Source organism: Micromonospora sp. D75 (assembly GCF_018070405.1).
In the GTDB taxonomy this organism is placed as follows: domain Bacteria; phylum Actinomycetota; class Actinomycetes; order Mycobacteriales; family Micromonosporaceae; genus Micromonospora; species Micromonospora chalcea.
Genome location: NZ_JAGPXV010000033.1, coordinates 1 through 19,351, shown reverse-complemented (window position 1 = coordinate 19,351; position 19,351 = coordinate 1). Strand labels below are relative to the sequence as shown.

At 72.9% G+C, this 19,351-nt stretch carries 13 protein-coding genes; 7 read left to right on the top strand and 6 right to left on the bottom strand.

Annotation, left to right across the window (positions count from 1 at the left end; genetic code table 11):
- On the bottom strand, nt 1–607 hold a 607-nt coding region (locus tag KBX39_RS03870), incomplete at its 3' end, for an exodeoxyribonuclease VII large subunit (protein WP_210869210.1).
- A gap of 87 nt (nt 608–694) precedes the next feature.
- Between KBX39_RS03870 and KBX39_RS03865 the strand changes: the two genes are divergently transcribed.
- Nucleotides 695–1,684: a 4-hydroxy-3-methylbut-2-enyl diphosphate reductase gene (locus tag KBX39_RS03865; protein WP_064447666.1), complete on the top strand. Its 990-nt coding sequence runs from the start codon at nt 695–697 to the stop codon at nt 1,682–1,684.
- Between the two features lie 37 nt (nt 1,685–1,721).
- Nucleotides 1,722–2,132 (top strand): hypothetical protein, encoded by a 411-nt coding sequence (locus KBX39_RS03860; protein ID WP_043326603.1) that lies wholly within the window; start codon nt 1,722–1,724, stop codon nt 2,130–2,132.
- Nucleotides 2,133–2,190: 58 nt separating this feature from the next.
- On the opposite strand, the gene KBX39_RS03855 is transcribed toward KBX39_RS03860, so the two are convergent.
- Both KBX39_RS03855 and KBX39_RS03850 read right to left on the bottom strand, forming a co-directional pair.
- Nucleotides 2,191–5,484: a S8 family serine peptidase gene (locus tag KBX39_RS03855; protein ID WP_043326601.1), complete on the bottom strand. Its 3,294-nt coding sequence runs from the start codon at nt 5,482–5,484 to the stop codon at nt 2,191–2,193.
- 148 nt (nt 5,485–5,632) lie between these two features.
- Nucleotides 5,633–6,811, bottom strand: a complete 1,179-nt coding sequence (locus KBX39_RS03850; RefSeq protein ID WP_069087409.1) for a DNA recombination protein RmuC — start codon at nt 6,809–6,811, stop codon at nt 5,633–5,635.
- 54 nt (nt 6,812–6,865) lie between these two features.
- Between KBX39_RS03850 and KBX39_RS03845 the strand changes: the two genes are divergently transcribed.
- Nucleotides 6,866–7,666: a hypothetical protein gene (locus KBX39_RS03845; protein WP_043326597.1), complete on the top strand. Its 801-nt coding sequence runs from the start codon at nt 6,866–6,868 to the stop codon at nt 7,664–7,666.
- Nucleotides 7,667–7,791: 125 nt separating this feature from the next.
- Here the strand turns inward: KBX39_RS03845 and ppc are convergent, their stop codons facing one another.
- Nucleotides 7,792–10,578 (bottom strand): phosphoenolpyruvate carboxylase, encoded by a 2,787-nt coding sequence (gene ppc, locus KBX39_RS03840; RefSeq protein ID WP_064447670.1) that lies wholly within the window; start codon nt 10,576–10,578, stop codon nt 7,792–7,794.
- A gap of 123 nt (nt 10,579–10,701) precedes the next feature.
- Complete coding sequence (locus KBX39_RS03835) at nt 10,702–11,730, bottom strand: membrane protein (protein WP_043326592.1); 1,029 nt, start codon at nt 11,728–11,730, stop codon at nt 10,702–10,704.
- 85 nt (nt 11,731–11,815) lie between these two features.
- Between KBX39_RS03835 and KBX39_RS03830 the strand changes: the two genes are divergently transcribed.
- Nucleotides 11,816–12,856 (top strand): S66 peptidase family protein, encoded by a 1,041-nt coding sequence (locus KBX39_RS03830; protein ID WP_210869208.1) that lies wholly within the window; start codon nt 11,816–11,818, stop codon nt 12,854–12,856.
- Between the two features lie 187 nt (nt 12,857–13,043).
- On the opposite strand, the gene KBX39_RS03825 is transcribed toward KBX39_RS03830, so the two are convergent.
- Complete coding sequence (locus tag KBX39_RS03825; RefSeq protein WP_210869206.1) at nt 13,044–13,952, bottom strand: cyclase family protein; 909 nt, start codon at nt 13,950–13,952, stop codon at nt 13,044–13,046.
- A gap of 155 nt (nt 13,953–14,107) precedes the next feature.
- Here KBX39_RS03825 and mfd point away from each other — a divergent pair, with 155 nt between their 5' ends.
- The 3 genes from mfd to KBX39_RS03810 form a co-directional block, all read left to right on the top strand.
- Entirely contained in the window at nt 14,108–17,755 is a 3,648-nt protein-coding gene (gene mfd / locus KBX39_RS03820; protein ID WP_210869204.1) for a transcription-repair coupling factor, read from the top strand.
- Between the two features lie 47 nt (nt 17,756–17,802).
- Nucleotides 17,803–18,573 (top strand): SurA N-terminal domain-containing protein, encoded by a 771-nt coding sequence (locus KBX39_RS03815; RefSeq protein ID WP_210869202.1) that lies wholly within the window; start codon nt 17,803–17,805, stop codon nt 18,571–18,573.
- On the top strand, nt 18,570–19,351 hold a 782-nt coding region (locus tag KBX39_RS03810; protein ID WP_210869200.1), incomplete at its 3' end, for a nucleoside triphosphate pyrophosphohydrolase. The genes KBX39_RS03815 and KBX39_RS03810, both read left to right, overlap by 4 nt.

Here is a 19,351-nt window from a genome sequence, read left to right as displayed (position 1 = left end):
CCGGCACCGCGCTCGGCCCCTGCACCGCCACGTTGATCGTGCGGAAGTCGACGGCGGGCCAGCGGCGGCGGGCGTTCGTCAGCACGTCCCGCTCGGCCGCCGAGGCGCGGCCGGTGATCAGGCCGACCCGGCCCGGCAGGAACGGCAGCCGCCGCTTGCGGGACCGGTCGAACAGGCCTTCGGCGGCGAGCAGCTTCTTGAGCTTCTCCAGCCGGGCCAGCAGTTCACCGAGGCCGACCTGGCGGATCTCGTCGGCGCGCAGGCTGAGCGTGCCCCGCGCGGCGTAGAACTCGGGCTTGGCGTGCAGCACCACCCGGGCGCCCTCGCGCAGCTCCGGCGCGCCGGCGTCCAGCACGTCGCGGTTCGTGGTGACGGTGAGGCTCAGATCGGCCGACGGGTCGCGCAGCGTGAGGAAGACGGTGCTCGCGCCGGGACGGCGGCTGATCTGCGCCACCTGGCCGTCGACCCACACCCAGCCGAGGCGGGCGATCCAGGCGCCGACCTTCTGGCTGACCACCCGGACCGGCCACGGCTCCTCGGCCGTGCTCCGTCCGTCCGGGCTGCTCCGCCCGTCCGGTGCCCCCCGGCCGTCCTCTCCCGCGCTCACCCGCCCACCCTACGGCCCGGGACCGACAGCGCCCGCGCGCGCCTCGCGGCCGCTGCCGCGCGGGAGAGCGCCACGTACGATGGGCGGGTGACTGACGCTGAGACGACTCCCCGGACCGGCAAGCGCGTGCTCCTGGCCAACCCCCGCGGCTACTGCGCGGGCGTGGACCGGGCGGTGCAGACCGTCGAGGAGGCGCTGAAGCTCTACGGCGCGCCGATCTACGTGCGTAAGCAGATCGTGCACAACAAGCACGTGGTGCGCACGCTGGAGGCCCAGGGCGCGATCTTCGTGGAGGAGAACGAGGAGGTGCCGGAGGGCGCCACCGTCATCTTCTCCGCCCACGGCGTCGCCCCCGAGGTGTACGAGCAGGCCAAGGAGCGCTCGCTGCGGGCGATCGACGCCACCTGCCCGCTGGTCACGAAGGTGCACCACGAGGCCCGGCGGTTCGCCGCGCAGGACTACGACATCCTGCTCATCGGGCACGAGGGGCACGAGGAGGTCATCGGCACCGCCGGTGAGGCGCCCGCCCACATCCAGCTCGTCGACGGCCCCGACGGCGTCGACAAGGTCACCGTGCGCGACCCGGAGAAGGTGGTCTGGCTGTCCCAGACCACGCTGTCGGTGGACGAGACGCTGGAGACCGTGGCCCGGCTCAAGAAGCGCCTGCCGCTGCTCCAGTCGCCGCCCAGCGACGACATCTGCTACGCCACCTCCAACCGCCAGCACGTGGTCAAGGAGATCGCCCCCGAGTGCGACGTGGTGATCGTGGTCGGCTCGCGCAACTCCTCGAACTCGGTCCGGCTGGTCGAGGTGGCGCTGGACGCCGGCGCCCGCGCCGGGCACCTGGTCGACTTCGCGCACGAGATCGACGACGCCTGGCTGGCCGGGGCGAGCACTGTAGGTGTGACCTCCGGCGCGAGCGTCCCGGACGAGCTGGTCCAGCAGGTGCTCGCGCACCTGGCCGAGCGCGGCTTCGGCGACGTCGAGGAGATCACCACCGCGGACGAGCGGCTGACGTTCTCGCTGCCGCAGGAACTCAAGCGCGACATGAAGGCCGCCGCCGCGGCGCGCGGCTGACGGGAACGCAACGGCCGTCCGCCGCGTCCAACCGACCATGAAGACTCCTCGTACGGTGCTCGTCGCACTGCTCGCCGGCCTCGCGCTGACCGCCTGCGCCGCACCCGGCGACGGGTCCGCCGATCCCAGCCCCAGCCCGAGTACGACGGGAGCCGCCCCGGTGACCAGCCAGCCCGATCCCGGCACCGGCCCGAGCCGGCCGGACCCCTCCTGGAAGGGCGGCCCGTCGACGCCGCCGGGCGTCGGCGGCACCGTCATCACCGGAACCGTGCAGGCCGGGGTCGAGCCGAACTGCCTGCTGCTCGACGGCCACCTGCTCGTCGGTGGCCCCCGCGACGTGCTCAAGGCCGGCGCCCGGGTCGAGGTCACCGGCCGTCCCGAACCGGGCATGATGACCACCTGCCAGCAGGGCACCCCGTTCGTGGTCGAGTCCGCCCGCCCCGCCTGACGACACGAAAGAGCCCCGCCCCCTGCGAGAGGGGACGGGGCTCCGTCGTGTCAGCGGATCAGTTGACCGCGAGAACCTCCACCGAACCGCGGCCGACGACCGCGCCCTCGGTGGTGGTCACGGCCATGTCGCCGTACAGCTCCCGGCCGGCGGCCGGGGTGGACAGGGCGGTCACCGAACCCGTGAGGGTGGCGGTGGCGCCGTTGGCCAGCGACAGCGGCGTGGACGACGCGGAGAGCGTGCCCAGCTCCGGGGAGGCGAACGAGTCCCGGTAGTCGTACGCGGTGCTCGGGTCGCTCATCGAGTAACCGTCGACCACGACGCGGTAGGTGCCCGGGGTCGGGTTGGTCAGCGTGACCGCCTCCTCCGAGTCACCGTCGGCCGACTGGCCCACCCGGGTGGTGCCCAGGAAGACCGTCAGGTCCAGGTCGGCGCTCAGGTCGGACGGGTTGCCGATCCGCGCGGTGAACGAGGTGGCGCCCGCCGGCACCTCCACCAGGTACTCCTGGCTCGCGCCCTGGGTGATGCTGGGCCGCTCGGACCGGACGCTCGCCAGCGGACCGCCGACGCCGGTCACCTGGACCGGACCGAACGCGTTGGTCAGCTTCCAGCTCACCGGAGCCGGCGTACCGGCGGTGACCGACGGGAGCTGCACCACGGCCGGCTCCACCTTCACGCCCTGCACGCGGGCCTGCAGCCGGAACGGGTTGTCCAGCGCCGGCGAGGTGCGGCGCGCCTCCACCTCGATCTCCCACACACCCGGGATCGGGTTCTGGTAGTCCCGCTCCTGCGGCTTGCAGACCGCGGCGTCGGAGAAGTTGGTGTAGCAGGCGGTGCTGGCGGTGCTCTCGACCGGCACGCCGTACGGGTTGATGGCGATGAAGCGGGTCTGCGAGCCGGTCGCGATGCCGGACAGGTTGACCTGCAGCGCGCCCGCGCCCGGCGGGACGGTCACGAAGTACGACCGGAAGTTGTTCCGCTCGACCGAGCCCTCGGCCGAGAAGGAGTACGCCGGAGCGGACACCGGGTTCGAGGCGACCACGACGGTGGCGACCTCGAAGTCGACCACGTTGGTGGCCGGGTCGTCGACGGTCATGATGGCGCCGTGCGCGCCGGCCGTCATCGGCTTGGCCTTCACCTTGACCGTGACGGTCTTGTTCAGCGGCAGCCAGACCACCTTGGGGGCGGAGTAGGTGCCGTCGTTACCGCGGAACGCGACCTCGTGCTTGATGCCCTTGTTCGGGCCGCTGGTCCGGGTCAGCTTGACCTCGTAGTGGCGGCTCTCCTTGACCTTCTGGCCACCACGGTCGGCGGCGCAGCGGTTGTAGAGGCCGGTGCCGACGTTCGGGTTCGGCACGAACGTGCCGGAGGCCCGGTCGTAGCGGGTCAGGTTCGGCGACAGCTCGGTGCAGACCGGCGCCTCGGAGGTGTACGTGCGGGTCGGCACGCCCTTGGCGAGCAGGCTCCACGCGCCCGGCACGTTGAACATGCCGTAGCCCTGCGCGTACGTCGGGACGCCGGCGATCGGCTGGGCCGAGGTGTAGACGGCCCGGCGCAGCGCGGCCGGGGTGACGCCCTTGCCGGTCGCCTTGGCGGCCGACAGCAGCAGCGCGGCGGCGCCGGTGGCCTGCGGTGCGGCCATCGAGGTGCCGTTGAGCATCTGGTAGCCCGGGGGCAGCGGGTAGCCCGCCTCCGGTACCGGGTTGCCCGGCTGCCAGGTCGGCGCGGTGGAGATGGCCGAGCCGGGGGCGGCGATGTTCGGCTTGAAGCCGCCGTCCTCACGCGGGCCGCGCGACGAGAAGTTGAACAGCGCGTTGTCCTTGCGGACCACCGAGCCGTAGTTGGCCAGCCAGGTGTCCTTGCTGACGCTCGCCGCGACGCTCACCACGTCGGTGGCCACTGACGGGTCGCCGACGGTGTTCAGGCCCGGGCCGGAGTTGCCGGCCGAGATGAACAGCTGCACGCCGTAGGTGTTGATCAGGTCGTTGTAGAGGACCGCGCGGGCGTTCGAGCCGTCGTTGAGCGCGGGCAGACCGCCGATCGACATGTTCACCACGTCGACCTTGCGGTTGATGACCAGGTCGGCCATGCCGGTGGTGAGCGCCGCCGCGGTGCAGCCGCCACCCCACGAGCAGGCGCGGGCGGAGACCAGCTTGGCACCCGGGGCGGCGCCGTCGAAGGCGCTGTTGCCGAGCATGTCGTTGGCGGCGGTGATGCCGGCGACGTGGGTGCCGTGGGTGCTCTCGATGATGCCGATGTTGACGTAGTCGACCAGGCCCGGGCCGCCGGCCGGCGTGGTGTCCACGTTGCGCCGGTACTCGACGACGAACGGGATCTGCTCGCGTACCGCGGTGGCCGGGTTGTCCGTGCCGAAGTGGCCGACCTGGAACTTCTCCTTGTACGGCCGCATCACCTCGTCGTCGGTGAAGTCGTTGTTCTGGTTCGCGTCCACGCGGACGTCACCGTTGGCGGGGTTGTAGAGCACGCCCCAGAAGTCGGTGGTGTCGCCGTCGCGGTTGAGGTCGCCGCGCGCGTCGCTGTTCGCGGTGATGTTCTCGCGGAACACGTTGAACCGGTAGTTGCCGGCCGGCGCGGTCCAGGTGCCCAGCGAGGTGGTGAACGTCGGGCCGCTGACCTCGGTCAGCATCGGTCGCCAGGAGGCGTCCTCCAGCGGGTCGGTGGCGGTGACCCAGTCGACGATCTTGCGCTCGCCGGTGGTGGTCGTCTGCAGCGCCGGCTGGTCGAGGTCCACACCGGAGTCCATGATGCCGATGGTGACGCCGCGGCCGTCCCACTGCGGGTTCGCGGCCTTGAAGGCCTCCGCGCCGGTCTCGTTCGTCGGCATGTACGGGTTCACCGCACCGGTGTCACCGCCCGGCCCGGCCAGCGTCTGGGCCTGCGCGGCGGTCTTCGCGCCCTTCGGGGCCGCCTCGGGCGCCGGGTCGGGGAGCTTGATGGTCTCGTCGAGGTCGACGGCGGCGACACCGGGCAGCGTGGCGGCCTTGAGCGCCTTGTCGGTGGGGACCTTCGCCAGCACGTAGCCGATCTGGTCGTACCGCTGGCTGACGGTCGCGCCCAGGCCGGTCAGGCCGTCGACGACCTTCTTGGCCGATCCCTTCTTGGCCGCGATGATCATCGTGACGGTCGGCGCGTTCTTCGCCTCGGCCTCGTCGAGCAGCTTGGCGTCGTGTGCGCCCAGTGCCTTCGCGGCGGTCGGCTGCGAGGGTTGCGGGGCGGCGGGGGCGGCGCTCGCGGTGCCGGCGCCACCTCCGACGGTCAGGGCGCCGGCCGCGAGGACCGAGGCCAGGAGCGCGGCGGACGGTCGCCGGCTGCGCGTGCGGGGTTTACTCAACGTTCTCTTCCTCCAGAGAACAGGGCCCCCGAGGGGCAGGGCACGTGTGACGGTGATCCTGCGTGCCAGGACGGCAGGTGTCACTACTCGGCCCAGGTTTGTGATCAGTCCGTGATGGAAATCGGCCTACGTCAACACGTGCGACGTGTTAGGCGTCGACGTCGGTCGACCGCTCGGCCGATGTGGACGGCGGACCCAGCAACTCGGGCGCCTGCGGCTGCCTCGGCGCCAGCTCGACCTGCGCCGGGGCGGCCAGCTCGTCGTCGGAGACGCCCAGCTCGGCCAGCTTCCGCGCGCTCACCAGCACCCGGGCCTCCAGCGAACCCACCGCCCGGTTGTACGCCGTCACCGCCCCGCCCAGCGAGCTGCCCAGCTTGCCGACGTGGTCGCCCAGCGTGGACAGCCGCCCGTACAGCTCGCGGGCCAGCGAGTGGACGGTCGCCGCGTTGCGCGCCAGCGCCTCCTGCCGCCACGAGTAGGCCACCGTGCGCAGCAGCGCCACCAGCGTGGCCGGGGTGGCCAGCACCACGTTGCGGGCGAACGCGTGCTCCAGCAGCGTCGGGTCGCGTTGCAGGGCCACGTCGAGGAACGGGTCGGCCGGCACGAACAGCACCACGAACTCGGGCGTCTGGTCGAACGCCGACCAGTAGGACTTGGCGGCCAGGCCGTCCACGTGCGCGCGCAGGTGCCGGGCGTGCGCGTCCAGGTGGGTGTCACGCCCCCGCTCGTCGCGTGCCTCCATCGCGGTCAGGTACGCGTCGAACGGCGCCTTCGCGTCCACCACCACCGTCCGGCCGCCGTGCAGCCGGACCACCAGGTCGGGGCGTACCCCCTGGTGGTCGGTAGCGGCGGTGACCTGCTCGCTGAAGTCGCAGTGCTCCAGCATGCCGGCGGCCTCGACGATCCGGCGGAGCTGGTGCTCGCCCCAGCGGCCCCGCACCTGCGGCGCGCGCAACGCGGCCACCAGCTGCTTGGTCTCGGTGCGCAGCTCGCCGGAGACCGCGCTCATGGACCGCACCTGCTCGCGCAGCTCGGCGTACGCGTCGACCCGGTCCCGCTCCAGCTCGGCCACCCGCTGCTCGTAGCGGCGCAGCGTGTCGTGCAGCGGCGCGACCGCGCGGGCCACCGCCTCCTGCGACTGCGCCGTGGCCTCGTAGCTCAGCGCCCGCATGGACTGCTCCAGCCGGCCCTCGCCCGCCTTGGTCGCGGCGAGAGTCGCCTCCAGGCGGGCGATGTCGGCCGCCGCGCGCGCCCGCGCGGCCAGCCAGCCCACCGCGCCGCCCGCGGCGAGGCAGAGCACCACCACGGCCAGCGTCGCAAAGCTCATGGCCAAGAGCTTGCCAAACGGGTACGACGTGCGCCCGGTGGGTACGTTCGAGTCATGGAGTTCGCGTTGTGGCTGTTCCTGATCCTGCTGCTCGGAGGTGCGTTCATGTTCTGGCGGAGGGGGAGCAGATCGCGTCGCTCGAACGAACTGGCCGACGCCCGCGCCGAGGCGCAGCGGTGGTACGAGCGGCTCGGCGGCCAGCTGATGAACCTGCACGGCGACGCCCCGGCGGTCCGGCAGGCGCTCGCCGATGCGGGTGAGCGCTACAACGCGGCCGGTTCGCAGCTGGAGCAGGCGAGCACGCCGCGCCAGTTCGGGCTGGCCCGGGAGACCGCGCTGGAAGGGCTGGCGTACATCCGGGCGGCGCGTACCGCGATGGGCATCGACCCGGGCCCGGAGCTGCCGCCGCTCGCCGCCGCCCAGGGCGCGGGCGCGCTCACCAAGGAGCGGCAGGTCGACGTGCAGGGGCAGACGTTCCGGGCCGGACCGCAGCCGGGCAACGCGACGCCCTACTACTACCCGGGTGGCCGGTTCCAGGGGCGGCCGGTGCCGGCCGGCTGGTACTCCACGCCGTGGTGGAAGACCGCGCTCGGCGCCGGCGTCGGTGTGGTCGGCGGTCTGCTGATCGCCGACGCGCTGTTCTCGCCCGCGTTCGCCGACCCCGGGTACGGCTACGACGCCGGCTACCAGGAGGGCTTCGGCGACGGCCAGGACTTCGGCGACCAGGGCGGAGACATGGGCGGCGGTGGTGACTACGCCGGTGGCGACTTCGGCGGCGGGGACTACGGCGGTGGCGACTTCGGTGGCTTCGGCGGCGGAGATTTCGGCGGTGACTTCGGCGGCGGCGACTTCTAGCCGGCACCGCCGCGCCGGGCGCGGTGCGCCGCGCGTCGGGCGCTGCTCGCGACGCGCCGCGCGCAGGCGTTAAGAAGGGCCCCCTCTTATGCACGAGGCGTTAAGAGGGGGCCCTTCCTTACACCTCAGCCGGTGTTGCGCATGCCGGCGGCGATGCCGTTGACGGTGGTCAGCAGCGCCCGTTCCAGCGCCGTACCGTCGTTCGGGGCACGCCGCCCACCCGGCGCGGTCGCCACCGCCCGCCCGGCCGCACCTGATTCGCGGTACTGCCGCAGCAACGCCACCTGGAGGTGGTGCAGCGGCTCCAGGTAGGTGTCCCGCACGGCGAGCGTGCGCTGCAGCACGGGGGAGTTCTCCAGCAGCGCCGGTGAGCCGGTGACGGCCAGCACCTCCTGCTTGGTCAGCTCGTACTCCTGCTCGATCTTGTCGAAGATCGGGTGCAGCTTCTTCGGCACCAGCGTCTCCACGTACCGCCGGGCGATGGTCAGGTCGGTCTTGGTCAGCATCATCTCGACGTTCGACAGGAACGTGCGGAAGAAGTGCCAGTTCCGGTTCATCTCGGCGAGCACGTCGGCCAGCCCGGCCGCCCGCGCGGCGGCCAGCCCGGAGCCCACGCCGAACCAGCCCGGCACGATCTGCCGGGTCTGCGTCCAGCCGAACACCCACGGGATGGCCCGCAGGCCGGACAGGCCGGCGCCGGTGTTCGGGCGCTTCGCCGGCCGGGAGCCGATGTTCAGCGCGCCGAGCAGCTCGGTCGGCGTGGAGGCCCAGAAGTACGCGGGCAGGTCCGGGTCCTCGACCAGCGACCGGTACGACCGGAACGCCGACTCGGACACCACGTCCATGGCCGCGTCCCAGCGCTCCAGCATCTCGGCCGGCTGCCGGGGCGCGGTGTGCAGCAGCGTCGCCTGAAGGACCGCCGCGACAGTCAGCTCCAGGTTCTCCCGGGCCAGCGCCGGCAGCGTGTACTTGTCGGAGATGACCTCGCCCTGCTCGGTCACCTTGATCGCGCCGTCCAGCGTGCCGTACGGCTGGGCCAGGATCGCGTCGTGCGTGGGACCGCCGCCACGGCCGACGGTGCCGCCCCGGCCGTGGAACAACCGCAGGTGTACGCCGTGCCGCGCGGCCACGTCCCGCAGCGCGCGCTGCGCCCGGTGGATGGACCACTGGCTGGTGGTGATGCCCGCCTCCTTGTTGGAGTCCGAGTAGCCGAGCATCACCTCCTGCACGTCGCCCCGCGCCGCCACCAGCGCCCGGTACGCGGGCAGCGACAGCAGCTCGTCCAGCAGCTCGCCGCCGGCGTTCAGCTCGGCCGGGGTCTCCAGCAGCGGCACGATGCCGATGCGGGCCCGCCCGGAGTGCACGTCCACCAGGCCGGCCTCGCGGGCCAGCACCACGGCGGCGAGCACGTCGTCCACGCCGAGCGTCATCGAGATGATGTACGACTCGATCACCTCGGGGCCGAACCGGTCCTGCGCCTCGCGGATGGCCGCGAACACGTCGAACGTCTTGCGGGCCGACTCGGTGAGCGGGCTGTCCTGGGTGGAGAGCGGCCGGCGGCCGGTCAGCTCGTCGGCGAGCAGCTTGGTGCGCTCCAGCCGGGTCAGCGCCGGGTAGTCGGACACCTCGCCGACGGCCTCGTAGAGCTGGGCCAGCACCTCGTGGTGCTTCTCCGCGTGCTCCCGGATGTCCATGGTGGCCAGGTGCAGGCCGAACGCGGACACCGTACGGATGGTCGAGGCGAGCCGCCCGACGGCGGTGAGCTGGCCGGAGTTGCGGGCCAGCGACGCGCGCAGCAGCTCCAGGTCGGCGATCAGCTCGGCCGAGCCCCGGTAGTCGCGCCCCGGCACGTGCGGGGTGTCGGCGCGCAGCCGCTCCCGGGTGTTGGCGAGCTTCGCCTTCACGCACCGCGCCTTGAGCCGGTACGGCTCCTCCGCGTTGACCCGGCGGAACCGGGGCGCCACCTCGGGCAGCGCGTCCAGGTCCTTGGCGAGGCTGGCGGACAGGTCGAGCGACACCGCGCGCAGCCGCCGGGACACGCTGACCTCGGTGATCAGCTCGTCCATCGCCTTCTCGGTGGCGGCGATGCCGTGCTCGTGCTGGATGCGCAGCACCTCGCGGGTGACCACCGGCGTGACGAACGGGTTGCCGTCGCGGTCGCCGCCGATCCAGGTGCCGAAGCTCAGCGGGCGGGACGTCGGTGACGTCTCCACGCCGAGCGTGCGCAGCGTGTCGGCGAGGTCGTCGAGGACCTGCGGCGCGGCCTCGGCGTACAGGTCGCGCAGGTAGTAGATCGCGTTGCGCGCCTCGTCGGTCGGGTCCGGCCGGTCCAGCCGCAGCTCGTCGGTCTGCCACATCAGGTCGAGCAGTTCGGCCAGGCGGCGGTTCGCCGGGCCCTCGTCGCTGGCGCCGTACAGGATCGCGTTCGCGGTCTCGGTGTCCAGCTCGTCGGCGACCGCGCGCAGCTTGGACAGGATGGACCGGCGGGCCGCCTCGGTCGGGTGCGCGGTGAAGACCGGGCGTACGGCCAGCCGGCGGGCCGCGGCGGCGATCTCCTCGGCCGGTACGCCCCGCTCGGCGATCATCTTGGCGGCCTGGTCCAGCCAGCCGCCGTCGGTGGCGCGGCGGCGGCGCAGGTCCCGGGCGCGGTGCACCTGCTCGGTGATGTTCGCCAGGTGGAAGTAGGTGGAGAAGGCACGGGCGAGCTTCGTGCCGGTGGTGACGTCGAGCCCGGCGAGGCGCTGGGCGGCGGCCGGCGCGTCGGAGCGGACCTGGGCGCGGATCTCCTCGACCAGGTCGAGCAGCGGGCGGCCCTCCTGCCGGGCCAGGGTCTGCCCGAGCAGCGTGCCGAGGCGGCGGATGTCGGCCCGGAGAGCGGCGTCGGGGCCGTCGTGGTCGTGCTGGTCGGTCACGGTTGCGCTCCTTACGCGAGGACGAAGGACAGCGCTGTCCGACTCCCCTGGATCGTATCCGCGTATCCCCGGGGGACAGGAGGGGGACCGCGTGATGATCTGCACTCTGGGACGGCCCGCCGGTCAGCCCCGGTCGACGGCGTGCCGGCCCGGCGCCGGGCGCCGTCGGGCGCGGAACATGGTCGCGGTGAGCAGCCCGGCCAGGCCGGCGACGACCCAGATCAGCAGGCCGGTCAGCGCCCAGCCGCCGCCGCGCCAGTCGAAGTAGATGGCCGATTTGAACAGGTCGGTGGCGAGGCCTGGAACGTTCCAGCGGTGCATGCCGCGCAGGAGCGGCGGCAGGAACTCGGGCGCGTAGATGCCGCCGGACCCGGGGTTGCCGAGCACCACGAGCAGCAGGATCACGATGCCGGTGCCGAGCAGTCCGAGCCAGCCCTGGACGGCGGCGGCGACCATCCCGGCCGCGAAAGCGGCGAGCGCGCCGACCACCGCCACCGCCGCCACGTGACCGGCGAACACGCCGAGCACCGGTCCGACCAGGATCGCCCCGATGACGCCGAGCAGGATCGCGTGCACCGCGAGCGTGGCGATCCGCAGCCCGGCCCGGCGCAGGTCGCGGGGGCTGGTGCCGAGTGAGATGCCGAGCGCCGTGGACGCCAGGTAGCCGCCCAGCACCACGCCGACGGCCAGGTAGAACGGGACCAGGCCGCGCGGGTCGTCGCCGGAGACCGGCACGTCGTCGGTGACCTGAAGCGGCACCCCGGCCTGCCGGGCCGCCTCGGTGAACACGTCGGTGACGAGTTCCGTGGCGGCGGGCGCTCCGGCGCTGGCGGTGGCGAGCGTCAGGCCGCCGTCCGGGGCGGAGCTGAGCACCGCGTACACCGATCTGTCGGTGAGGCCGTCCTGGGCGGCGCCGCGGCTGTCGTACCCGACGGGTTTGATCGTGTCGGTGCGGGCGCGGACGGCGGACATCACGGCCTGGGCCTGCTGGTCGCCGGTGACGACGGCGACCGGGATGTCGCGCGGGTCGGGCTTGTGCAGCGCGCCGACGTAGGCGGCGATGAACGCGCTGGCCAGCGCCAGGGTGCCGAGGATCAGCGCCGCCGTGCGCGGCAGCCAGTCCCGGGTACGCAGTTCCGGCTCGTCGTCCACGGGCTCAGCCTATTGGCGGCATTTGCCTGGCTGAGGCGGTTTCGTCAGGGCGAAAACCGCTGGTCCGGGCCGATAGCGTCGGGCCATGCAGGCACCCGTCTATCCCCCCAAACCGAAGCCGGGCGACCGCGTCGCGGTCGTCTCACCCTCCGCCGGCCTGCCGGGTCTCTTCCCCCACGTGTACGAGCTGGGGCTGCGCCGGCTCCGCGACGAGCTGGGGCTGGAACCGGTGGAGTACCCGACCACCCGCGTCATGGGCGCCGACCCGCGCGACCGGGCACGTGACCTGATGGCCGCGTTCACCGACCCGACGATCACCGCCGTGCTGGCCACCGTCGGCGGGGACGACCTGATCACTGTCACCCCGTACCTGAACGACGAGGAGCTGTGGGCCAACCCGAAGCCGTACTTCGGCTACTCGGACAACACCAACGTGCTCAACCACCTCTACCGGCTGGGCGTCGTCGGCTACCACGGCGGGTCCGTGCTGGTGCACCTCGGGCGCTCCGGGAAGCCGCACCCGCTGACGCTCGACTCGCTGCGCGCCGCGCTGTTCACCTCCGGCTGGTACGAGCTGACCGCCGCCCCCGAGTGGGGCGACGAGCCGTGCGACTGGCGCGACCCGGCCACGCTGGCCGAGGAGCCGCCGATGTACCCGTCCGAGGGCTGGCGCTGGCACGGCCCGGCCGAGGTGGTGCAGGGCCGCACGTGGGGCGGCAATCTGGAGATCCTGCACTGGCTGATGGCGACCGACCGCGTTCCGCGCGCGGCCGACCTGGCCGGCTCGGTGCTGGTGCTGGAGACCTCGGAGGAGATGCCGTCCGCGCAGGAGGTCTTCCGGATCGTGCGGAACCTGGGCGAGCGCGGGTTGCTCGCCGGCTTCCCGGCGATCGTGGTGGGCCGGCCCAAGGCGTGGGACTTCGACCGGCCCCACACGGTCGCGGAGCGGCTGGCCTGGGCCGCCGACCAGCGGGCGGCGATCCTGTCGGCTCTTGCGCCCTACGCGGGCGACCCGGTGGTGGTCTTCGACGTCGACCTGGGCCACACCGACCCGCAGCTGATCATCCCGTACGGCGGCGAGATCCGCGTGGACGCGGCTGAGCGCCGCATCGCGGTCCGCTACTGACCCCGCCGCCCGCCTGCTCGGTGGAACGGCATGGGTGTCTACGTCGCCGTTAACACCCATGCCGTTCCACTCACGCCTCGAAGTGCCGGTCAGTGGAACGTTATGGGTGTCTCAGCGCCCTTTTGGCACCCATGGCGTTCCACCCGGCGCTTGGCGGGCGGCGGTTGGCGGCGGGCGGCGGCGCGGGTCAGGCGTCGACGACCGCGAAGGCGCGGACCGGGAACGTGCCCATGCCGGCGACCCGTGGCGGGGCGGCGGTGAACCGGAAGCCGGTCGGCGGCAGCGCGTCCAGGCCGGTCAGGTGCTCCACGATCGGCACCCCGGCGGCCAGCAGACCGGTGTGCGCCGGGCGCTGACCCGCTGCCGCCGGAGTCATGTCGTCGATGTTGATCGAGTCGATGCCGACCAGCGCCGCGCCCGCCTCGGCCAGCCATTGCGCGCCGTCACCGGTCAGGAAGGGCGCCTCCGGTCCGGCGTACGCGTCGGTGCCGAAGTGCGCGTCCCAGCCGGTGTGCAGCAGCACCGCGCACCCGGCCACGTCGTACGGGGCGAGCATCAGCCGGTCCACCGCCCGGGTACCGGCGGGCACCCGCACCACCAGGCCGGGCAGGTCGGCGAGGCGGTCCAGCGGCACCCCGGTCAGGTCCGGGCCGTCGGCGAAGCGGTGCGACGGCGTGTCCACGTACGTGCCGGTGTTGGCGATCATGTCGATCCGGGCGACGTGGAACTCGACGCCCGGCGCGTACCGATTCCGGGACTCCTCCCGGGTCAGCCAGTCGCTGATCGCCGGGCCGGGCCAGCCGGGCAGCGTGACCAGCCCTTCGGCGATCACGTGACTCAGTTCGACGAGCTTCCGCCCACCCGAGGCCGGCACATCGAGGCCCCGTCCGCCCTTGTGCGGCTCCTCGACGACGGTCCGGTTGGTGATCCGCACCTCGCCGACCATGAGCAGCCCGAGGTGCCGGACCAGCAGCGCGGCCACCTCGTCGTCGGTGACGTCCGGGTGCGGCACGTCCAACCGGAACCCGTCCGTGCGCAGGCCACCACCGTTTGCGAAATCCACCTGGGCGTCGAAGACCGCCCGATACTCGACCATCCGCCCACCGCACCACGCCCGGCCACGGCCGGTCAAGATCGAAGATCGGGCGGGCCCGGATCGTCGGTGGAGGGGGATAGGCTCGAACGGTGCACCCCCCGTCCGGCTGGACGCGGGGTCGTCGTCGTGTGTCGATCCGCTGGAAGTGATCACTGATGCTCACCGGACTCTTCTCCGCCGCCCTGGCCGACCCGGGGCTGGCCCGGGCGCGTGACCTGGCGCGCTCCGGTGCCGCGCAGGTCGACGGGCTCGACCTCACCGCCCCCGCCGCGCTGCGCCCGTTCGCGGTGGCAGCGGTCGCCGCCGACGAGCCGGCCGGCGGCGCGGGCCGTCCCGTGCTCGCGGTCACCGCCACCACCCGGGAGGCCGACGACCTGGCCTCCGCGCTGGGCAGCCTGCTGCCGCCGGAGCAGGTGGCGGTCTTCCCGTCCTGGGAGACGCTGCCGCACGAGCGCCTGTCGCCCCGCTCCGACACGGTCGGGCGGCGCCTCGCCGTGCTGCGCCGCCTCGCCCACCCGGAGGCCGCCGACGCGCACGGCCGCACCGGGCCGCTGCGGGTCGTCGTCGCGCCGGTCCGGTCGCTGCTCCAGCCGCAGCTCAAGGCCCTCGGCGACCTGGAACCCGTCCAGCTCGCCGCCGGTGACGAGGCCGACCTGGAAGAGGTCGCCCGCCGGCTCACCGACATGGCGTACGCCCGGGTCGACCTGGTCACCAAGCGCGGCGAGTTCGCGGTACGCGGCGGCATCCTGGACGTCTTCCCGCCCACCGACGAGCACCCGTCCCGGGTCGAGTTCTGGGGCGACGAGGTGGAGGAGATCCGCACGTTCGCGGTCGCCGACCAGCGCACCATCGAGGGCGTCGCGCAGATGTGGGCGCCGCCGTGCCGCGAGCTGCTGCTCACCCCGGACGTGCGGGAGCGGGCCGCCGCGCTCGCCGCCGAGCACCCCGAGCTGGCCGAGATCCTGGACAAGCTCGCCGAGGGCATCCCGGTGGAGGGCATGGAGTCCCTCGCGCCGGTGCTGATCGGCGCCGACGCGCTGGAACTGCTCGTCGACTGCATGCCGGCCGGCACCCACGTACTCCTCTGCGACCCCGAGCGCATCCGCACCCGCGCGCACGACCTGGTCCGTACCTCGGAGGAGTTCCTCCAGGCCAGCTGGGCCGCAGCCGCCGTCGGCGGCCAGGCCCCGGTCGACCTCGGCGCCGCCGCCTTCAAGACCCTGGCCGAGGTACGCACGGCAGCCCGCGCCCTGCGCCAGCCCTGGTGGACGCTCGCGCCGTTCGGCCTGGTCGAGGCGGACGCGGCACCGGCCCGGCAGCCCTGGGAGGACGCGCCGGCCGAGGTCGACGTCACCCCCGACGACGCCATCGCGGTGAGCCTGGCCGCCCAGCCGGCCCCGCTCTACCACGGCGAGACGGCCCGGGTGGTCGAGGACCTGAAGCGCTGGGCCGGCGAGGGCTGGTCGATCGCGCTGGTCTTCGAGGGGCACGGCCCCGCCCAGCGGGCCGTCGAGGTGCTCCGCGACGCCGGTCTCGGCGCCCGGCTCACCGAGGAGGTGCCCACCGCGCCCGCACCGGGCGAGCTGCTCGTGTCGTGCGGCTGCCTGACCGCCGGCTTCGTCGACGAGGCGTCGAAGTTCGTGCTGCTCACCGGCAACGACGTCACCGGCGGCCGGGGCACCTCCACCCGCGACATGCGCAAGATGCCCAGCCGGCGGCGCAACACCATCGACCCGCTGGAGCTGAAGGCCGGCGACTTCGTGGTGCACGAGCAGCACGGCATCGGCCGGTACGTCGAGCTGGTGCAGCGCACGGTGAACGGCGCCAGCCGCGAATACCTGGTCATCGAGTACGCGCCGAGCAAGCGCGGCCAGCCCGGCGACCGCCTCTTCGTCCCCACCGACCAGCTCGACCAGCTCTCCCGCTACGTCGGCGGCGAGCAGCCCACGCTGCACAAGATGGGCGGCTCGGACTGGCAGAAGTCCAAGGCGCGGGCGCGCAAGGCGGTCCGGGAGATCGCCGCGCAGCTCATCCAGCTCTACGCCGCGCGCAAGGCGTCCAAGGGGCACAACTTCGCCCCCGACACCCCGTGGCAGCGGGAGCTGGAGGACGCCTTCCCCTGGCAGGAGACGCCGGACCAGCTGGCCGCCATCGAGGAGGTCAAGCGGGACATGGAACAGACCGTCCCGATGGACCGGCTGATCTGCGGCGACGTCGGCTACGGCAAGACCGAGATCGCGGTACGGGCGGCGTTCAAGGCGGTGCAGGACGGCAAGCAGGTGGCGGTGCTGGTGCCGACCACGCTGCTGGTGCAGCAGCACTACAACACGTTCGCCGAGCGGATGAGCCAGTTCCCGGTGTCGATCCGGCAGCTGTCCCGGTTCCAGACGCCGAAGGAGACCGAGCAGACGCTGGAGATGGTCGCCGCCGGCACCGTCGACATCGTCATCGGCACCCACCGGCTGCTCCAGGCGTCCACCCGGTTCAAGCAGTTGGGCCTTGTGATCATCGACGAGGAGCAGCGGTTCGGCGTCGAGCACAAGGAGCACCTGAAGACGCTGCGCGCCTCGGTCGACGTGCTCGCCATGTCGGCCACCCCGATCCCGCGCACGCTGGAGATGGCGATCACCGGCATCCGGGAGATGTCCACCATCGCCACCCCGCCGGAGGAGCGGCACCCGGTGCTCACGTTCGTCGGCGCGTACGACGACCGGCAGGTGGCCGCGTCCATCCACCGCGAGCTGCTCCGGGACGGTCAGGTCTTCTATCTGCACAACCGGGTCGAGTCGATCGAGAAGACGGCCCGCAAGTTGCGGGAGCTGGTGCCGGAGGCCCGGGTCGCGGTGGCGCACGGCCAGATGGGCGAGGAGGCGCTGGAGAAGGTGATGGTCGGCTTCTGGGAGAAGGAGTTCGACGTCCTGGTCTGCACCACCATCGTCGAGTCCGGCATCGACATCCCGAACGCCAACACGCTCATCGTGGAGCGGGCCGACCTGCTCGGCCTGGCCCAGCTGCACCAGATCCGCGGCCGGGTCGGCCGGGGCCGCGAGCGGGCGTACGCGTACTTCCTCTACCCGCCGGAGAAGCCGCTCACCGAGAACGCGCACGAGCGGCTGGCCACCATCGCCCAGCACACCGAACTCGGCGCGGGCATGTACGTGGCGATGAAGGACCTGGAGATCCGCGGCGCCGGCAATTTGCTCGGCGGCGAGCAGTCCGGCCACATCGAGGGCGTCGGCTTCGACCTGTACGTCCGAATGGTCGGCGAGGCCGTCTCCGCCTTCAAGGGCGAGAGCACCGAGGAGGAGACGGAGGTCAAGGTCGACCTGCCGATCGACGCGCACCTGCCGCACGACTACGTCGGAGTGGAGCGGCTGCGCCTGGAGATGTACCGCAAGCTCGCCGAGGCCCGCGACGCCGAGCGGCTGCGCGAGGTGGTCGCCGAGATGACCGACAGGTACGGCGAGCCGCCCGCGCCGGTGCAGAACCTGGTCGCGGTGGCACGGTTCCGGCTGCTGGCCCGCCGTTACGGGCTCACCGACGTGTCGATGCAGGGCAAGCACATCCGGTTCGGCCCGCTGCCGCTGCCCGACTCGAAGCAGATGCGGCTCAAGCGCTACCACCCGGACTCGGTCTACAAGCAGGCGCTCGACCAGGTCAGCGTGCCCCGGCCCAGCACCCGGCGGATCGGCGGCGAGCCGCTGCGCGACCAGGCGTTGCTGGAGTGGTGCGAGCAGCTCCTGGCGGATGTCCTGGGCAAGCCCGAGGAGCTGGCTCGTGCGGTCCCGGCGGGTGCGCGATGAGGTGGGTGGAGTCACAGGCCGGTACGGGGCGTGAGAGAGTGAGCCACATGCGTGCACGTCGTTCCCTCGTCGCCGTCAGCGTCGCGGCTCTTGCCGCGCTCTCTCTCGCCGCCTGTGGCCGGTCCGCCCCGGACGTCGCCGCCTACGTCGGAGACACCCGTTACTCCGTCGAGCGGGTCGATGCGATCTACGACGACGCGCAGCGGCAGTACGCGGACGCCGTCCGGAACCAGGCGCCGCAGACGCCCTCGCCGGAGGAGCTGCGGTCCCCGGTGACCCGGCAGGACGTGCTGAACCTGCTCGTCGCGCTCGACCTCGGCAAGCGCGTGGCGGCCGAGAAGGGCCTCCAGGTCACCGACGAGGTGTCCCCGGAGCAGCTTCAGCAGCCGCTGCGGATGCCGGCGACCACCGAGTACACGAAGCTGTGGGGCGAGTGGGTGGACCTCTCCGCCACCCTCCAGCAGAGCCTGCCCCCGGCCGACCTCAGCGACGAGTCCCTGATGGCCGTCTACCGCGCCATCGAGAAGACCGGGGCGATCCAGCCGGGCCTGACCGTCGACCAGGTCCGGCAGGCGTTCGGCGAGGCCGGGTTCGTGCGCAGCGCCACCGCGCTCAGCAACGCGCTGCAGCAGCAGGCCGAGAAGGTGGACGTCAGCGTCAACCCCCGGTTCGGGGTGAGCGGCGTGCCGTCGCTCGTCAACACCGGCCAGTCGCTCGTCTTCTACTCGCTGCCCTACGTCAGCCAGGACGGCCCGGTCACCGACATCTCGACGCCGGAGGCGCCGGCCGGTGGTTCGCCGGCCCCCGGAACCGCATGACCGCGCGCATCGTCCTGCTCGTCACCTCACCCCGGCTGCCCGCCGGCCTGCTGACCTCGGCCGCCTGGGACGCCGTACGCTCCGCGCCGGTCCTCGCCGGTGCGGAGAGCGAGCTGACCCGGGCGGTCCGGACGGCCGGCGCCGAGGTGAGCGTGGTGACCGAGGGCGCGACCCAGGCGCTGCTCGACGCCGCCGCCACGCACGGCGGGGCGGTGTGGCTGGCCGGCCCGGCCGGCGACGAGACGCTGGCCCGTGAGCTGGGGCTGCGGCTGGCCCGCGAGCCCGGGCTGGCCGAGCTGGAACTGATGTACGGCTCGTGGGACCCACCCGGCGCCCGGCTGCTCGACGCGGTCGAGGTGATGGACCGGCTGGCCTCCCCGGGCGGCGACCCGTGGAAGCGGGCGCAGACCCACCGCAGCCTGGCCGGGTTCCTGCTGGAGGAGTGCTACGAGGCGTACGACGCGATCAGCGCCGACGACACCGACGCGCTCCGCGAGGAACTGGGCGACGTGTTGCTCCAGGTGCTGCTGCACGCCCGGCTGGCCGAGGACCTACCGGACGGCAAGAGCTGGACCGTCGACGACGTGGCGGGCACGCTTGTCGACAAGATGGTGCGGCGCAACCCGCACGTGTTCTCCGGCGAGCCGGCCGGCTCGATCGAGGAGATCGAGGCGAACTGGGAACGGATCAAGCGGGCCGAGAAGACCCGCGAATCGGTGCTGGACGGCATCGCGCTGAGCCAGCCCGCGCTCGCGCTGGCCGCGAAGATCCTGGACCG

Coding starts and splice junctions, on each gene's coding strand:
- KBX39_RS03850 (WP_069087409.1), bottom strand. CDS start 6,811: ATGAGCTTTGCGACGCTGGCCGTGGTGGTGCTCTGCCTCGCCGCGGGC.
- mfd (WP_210869204.1), top strand. CDS start 14,108: ATGCTCACCGGACTCTTCTCCGCCGCCCTGGCCGACCCGGGGCTGGCC.
- KBX39_RS03830 (WP_210869208.1), top strand. CDS start 11,816: ATGCAGGCACCCGTCTATCCCCCCAAACCGAAGCCGGGCGACCGCGTC.
- KBX39_RS03845 (WP_043326597.1), top strand. CDS start 6,866: ATGGAGTTCGCGTTGTGGCTGTTCCTGATCCTGCTGCTCGGAGGTGCG.
- KBX39_RS03825 (WP_210869206.1), bottom strand. CDS start 13,952: ATGGTCGAGTATCGGGCGGTCTTCGACGCCCAGGTGGATTTCGCAAAC.
- KBX39_RS03815 (WP_210869202.1), top strand. CDS start 17,803: ATGCGTGCACGTCGTTCCCTCGTCGCCGTCAGCGTCGCGGCTCTTGCC.
- KBX39_RS03860 (WP_043326603.1), top strand. CDS start 1,722: ATGAAGACTCCTCGTACGGTGCTCGTCGCACTGCTCGCCGGCCTCGCG.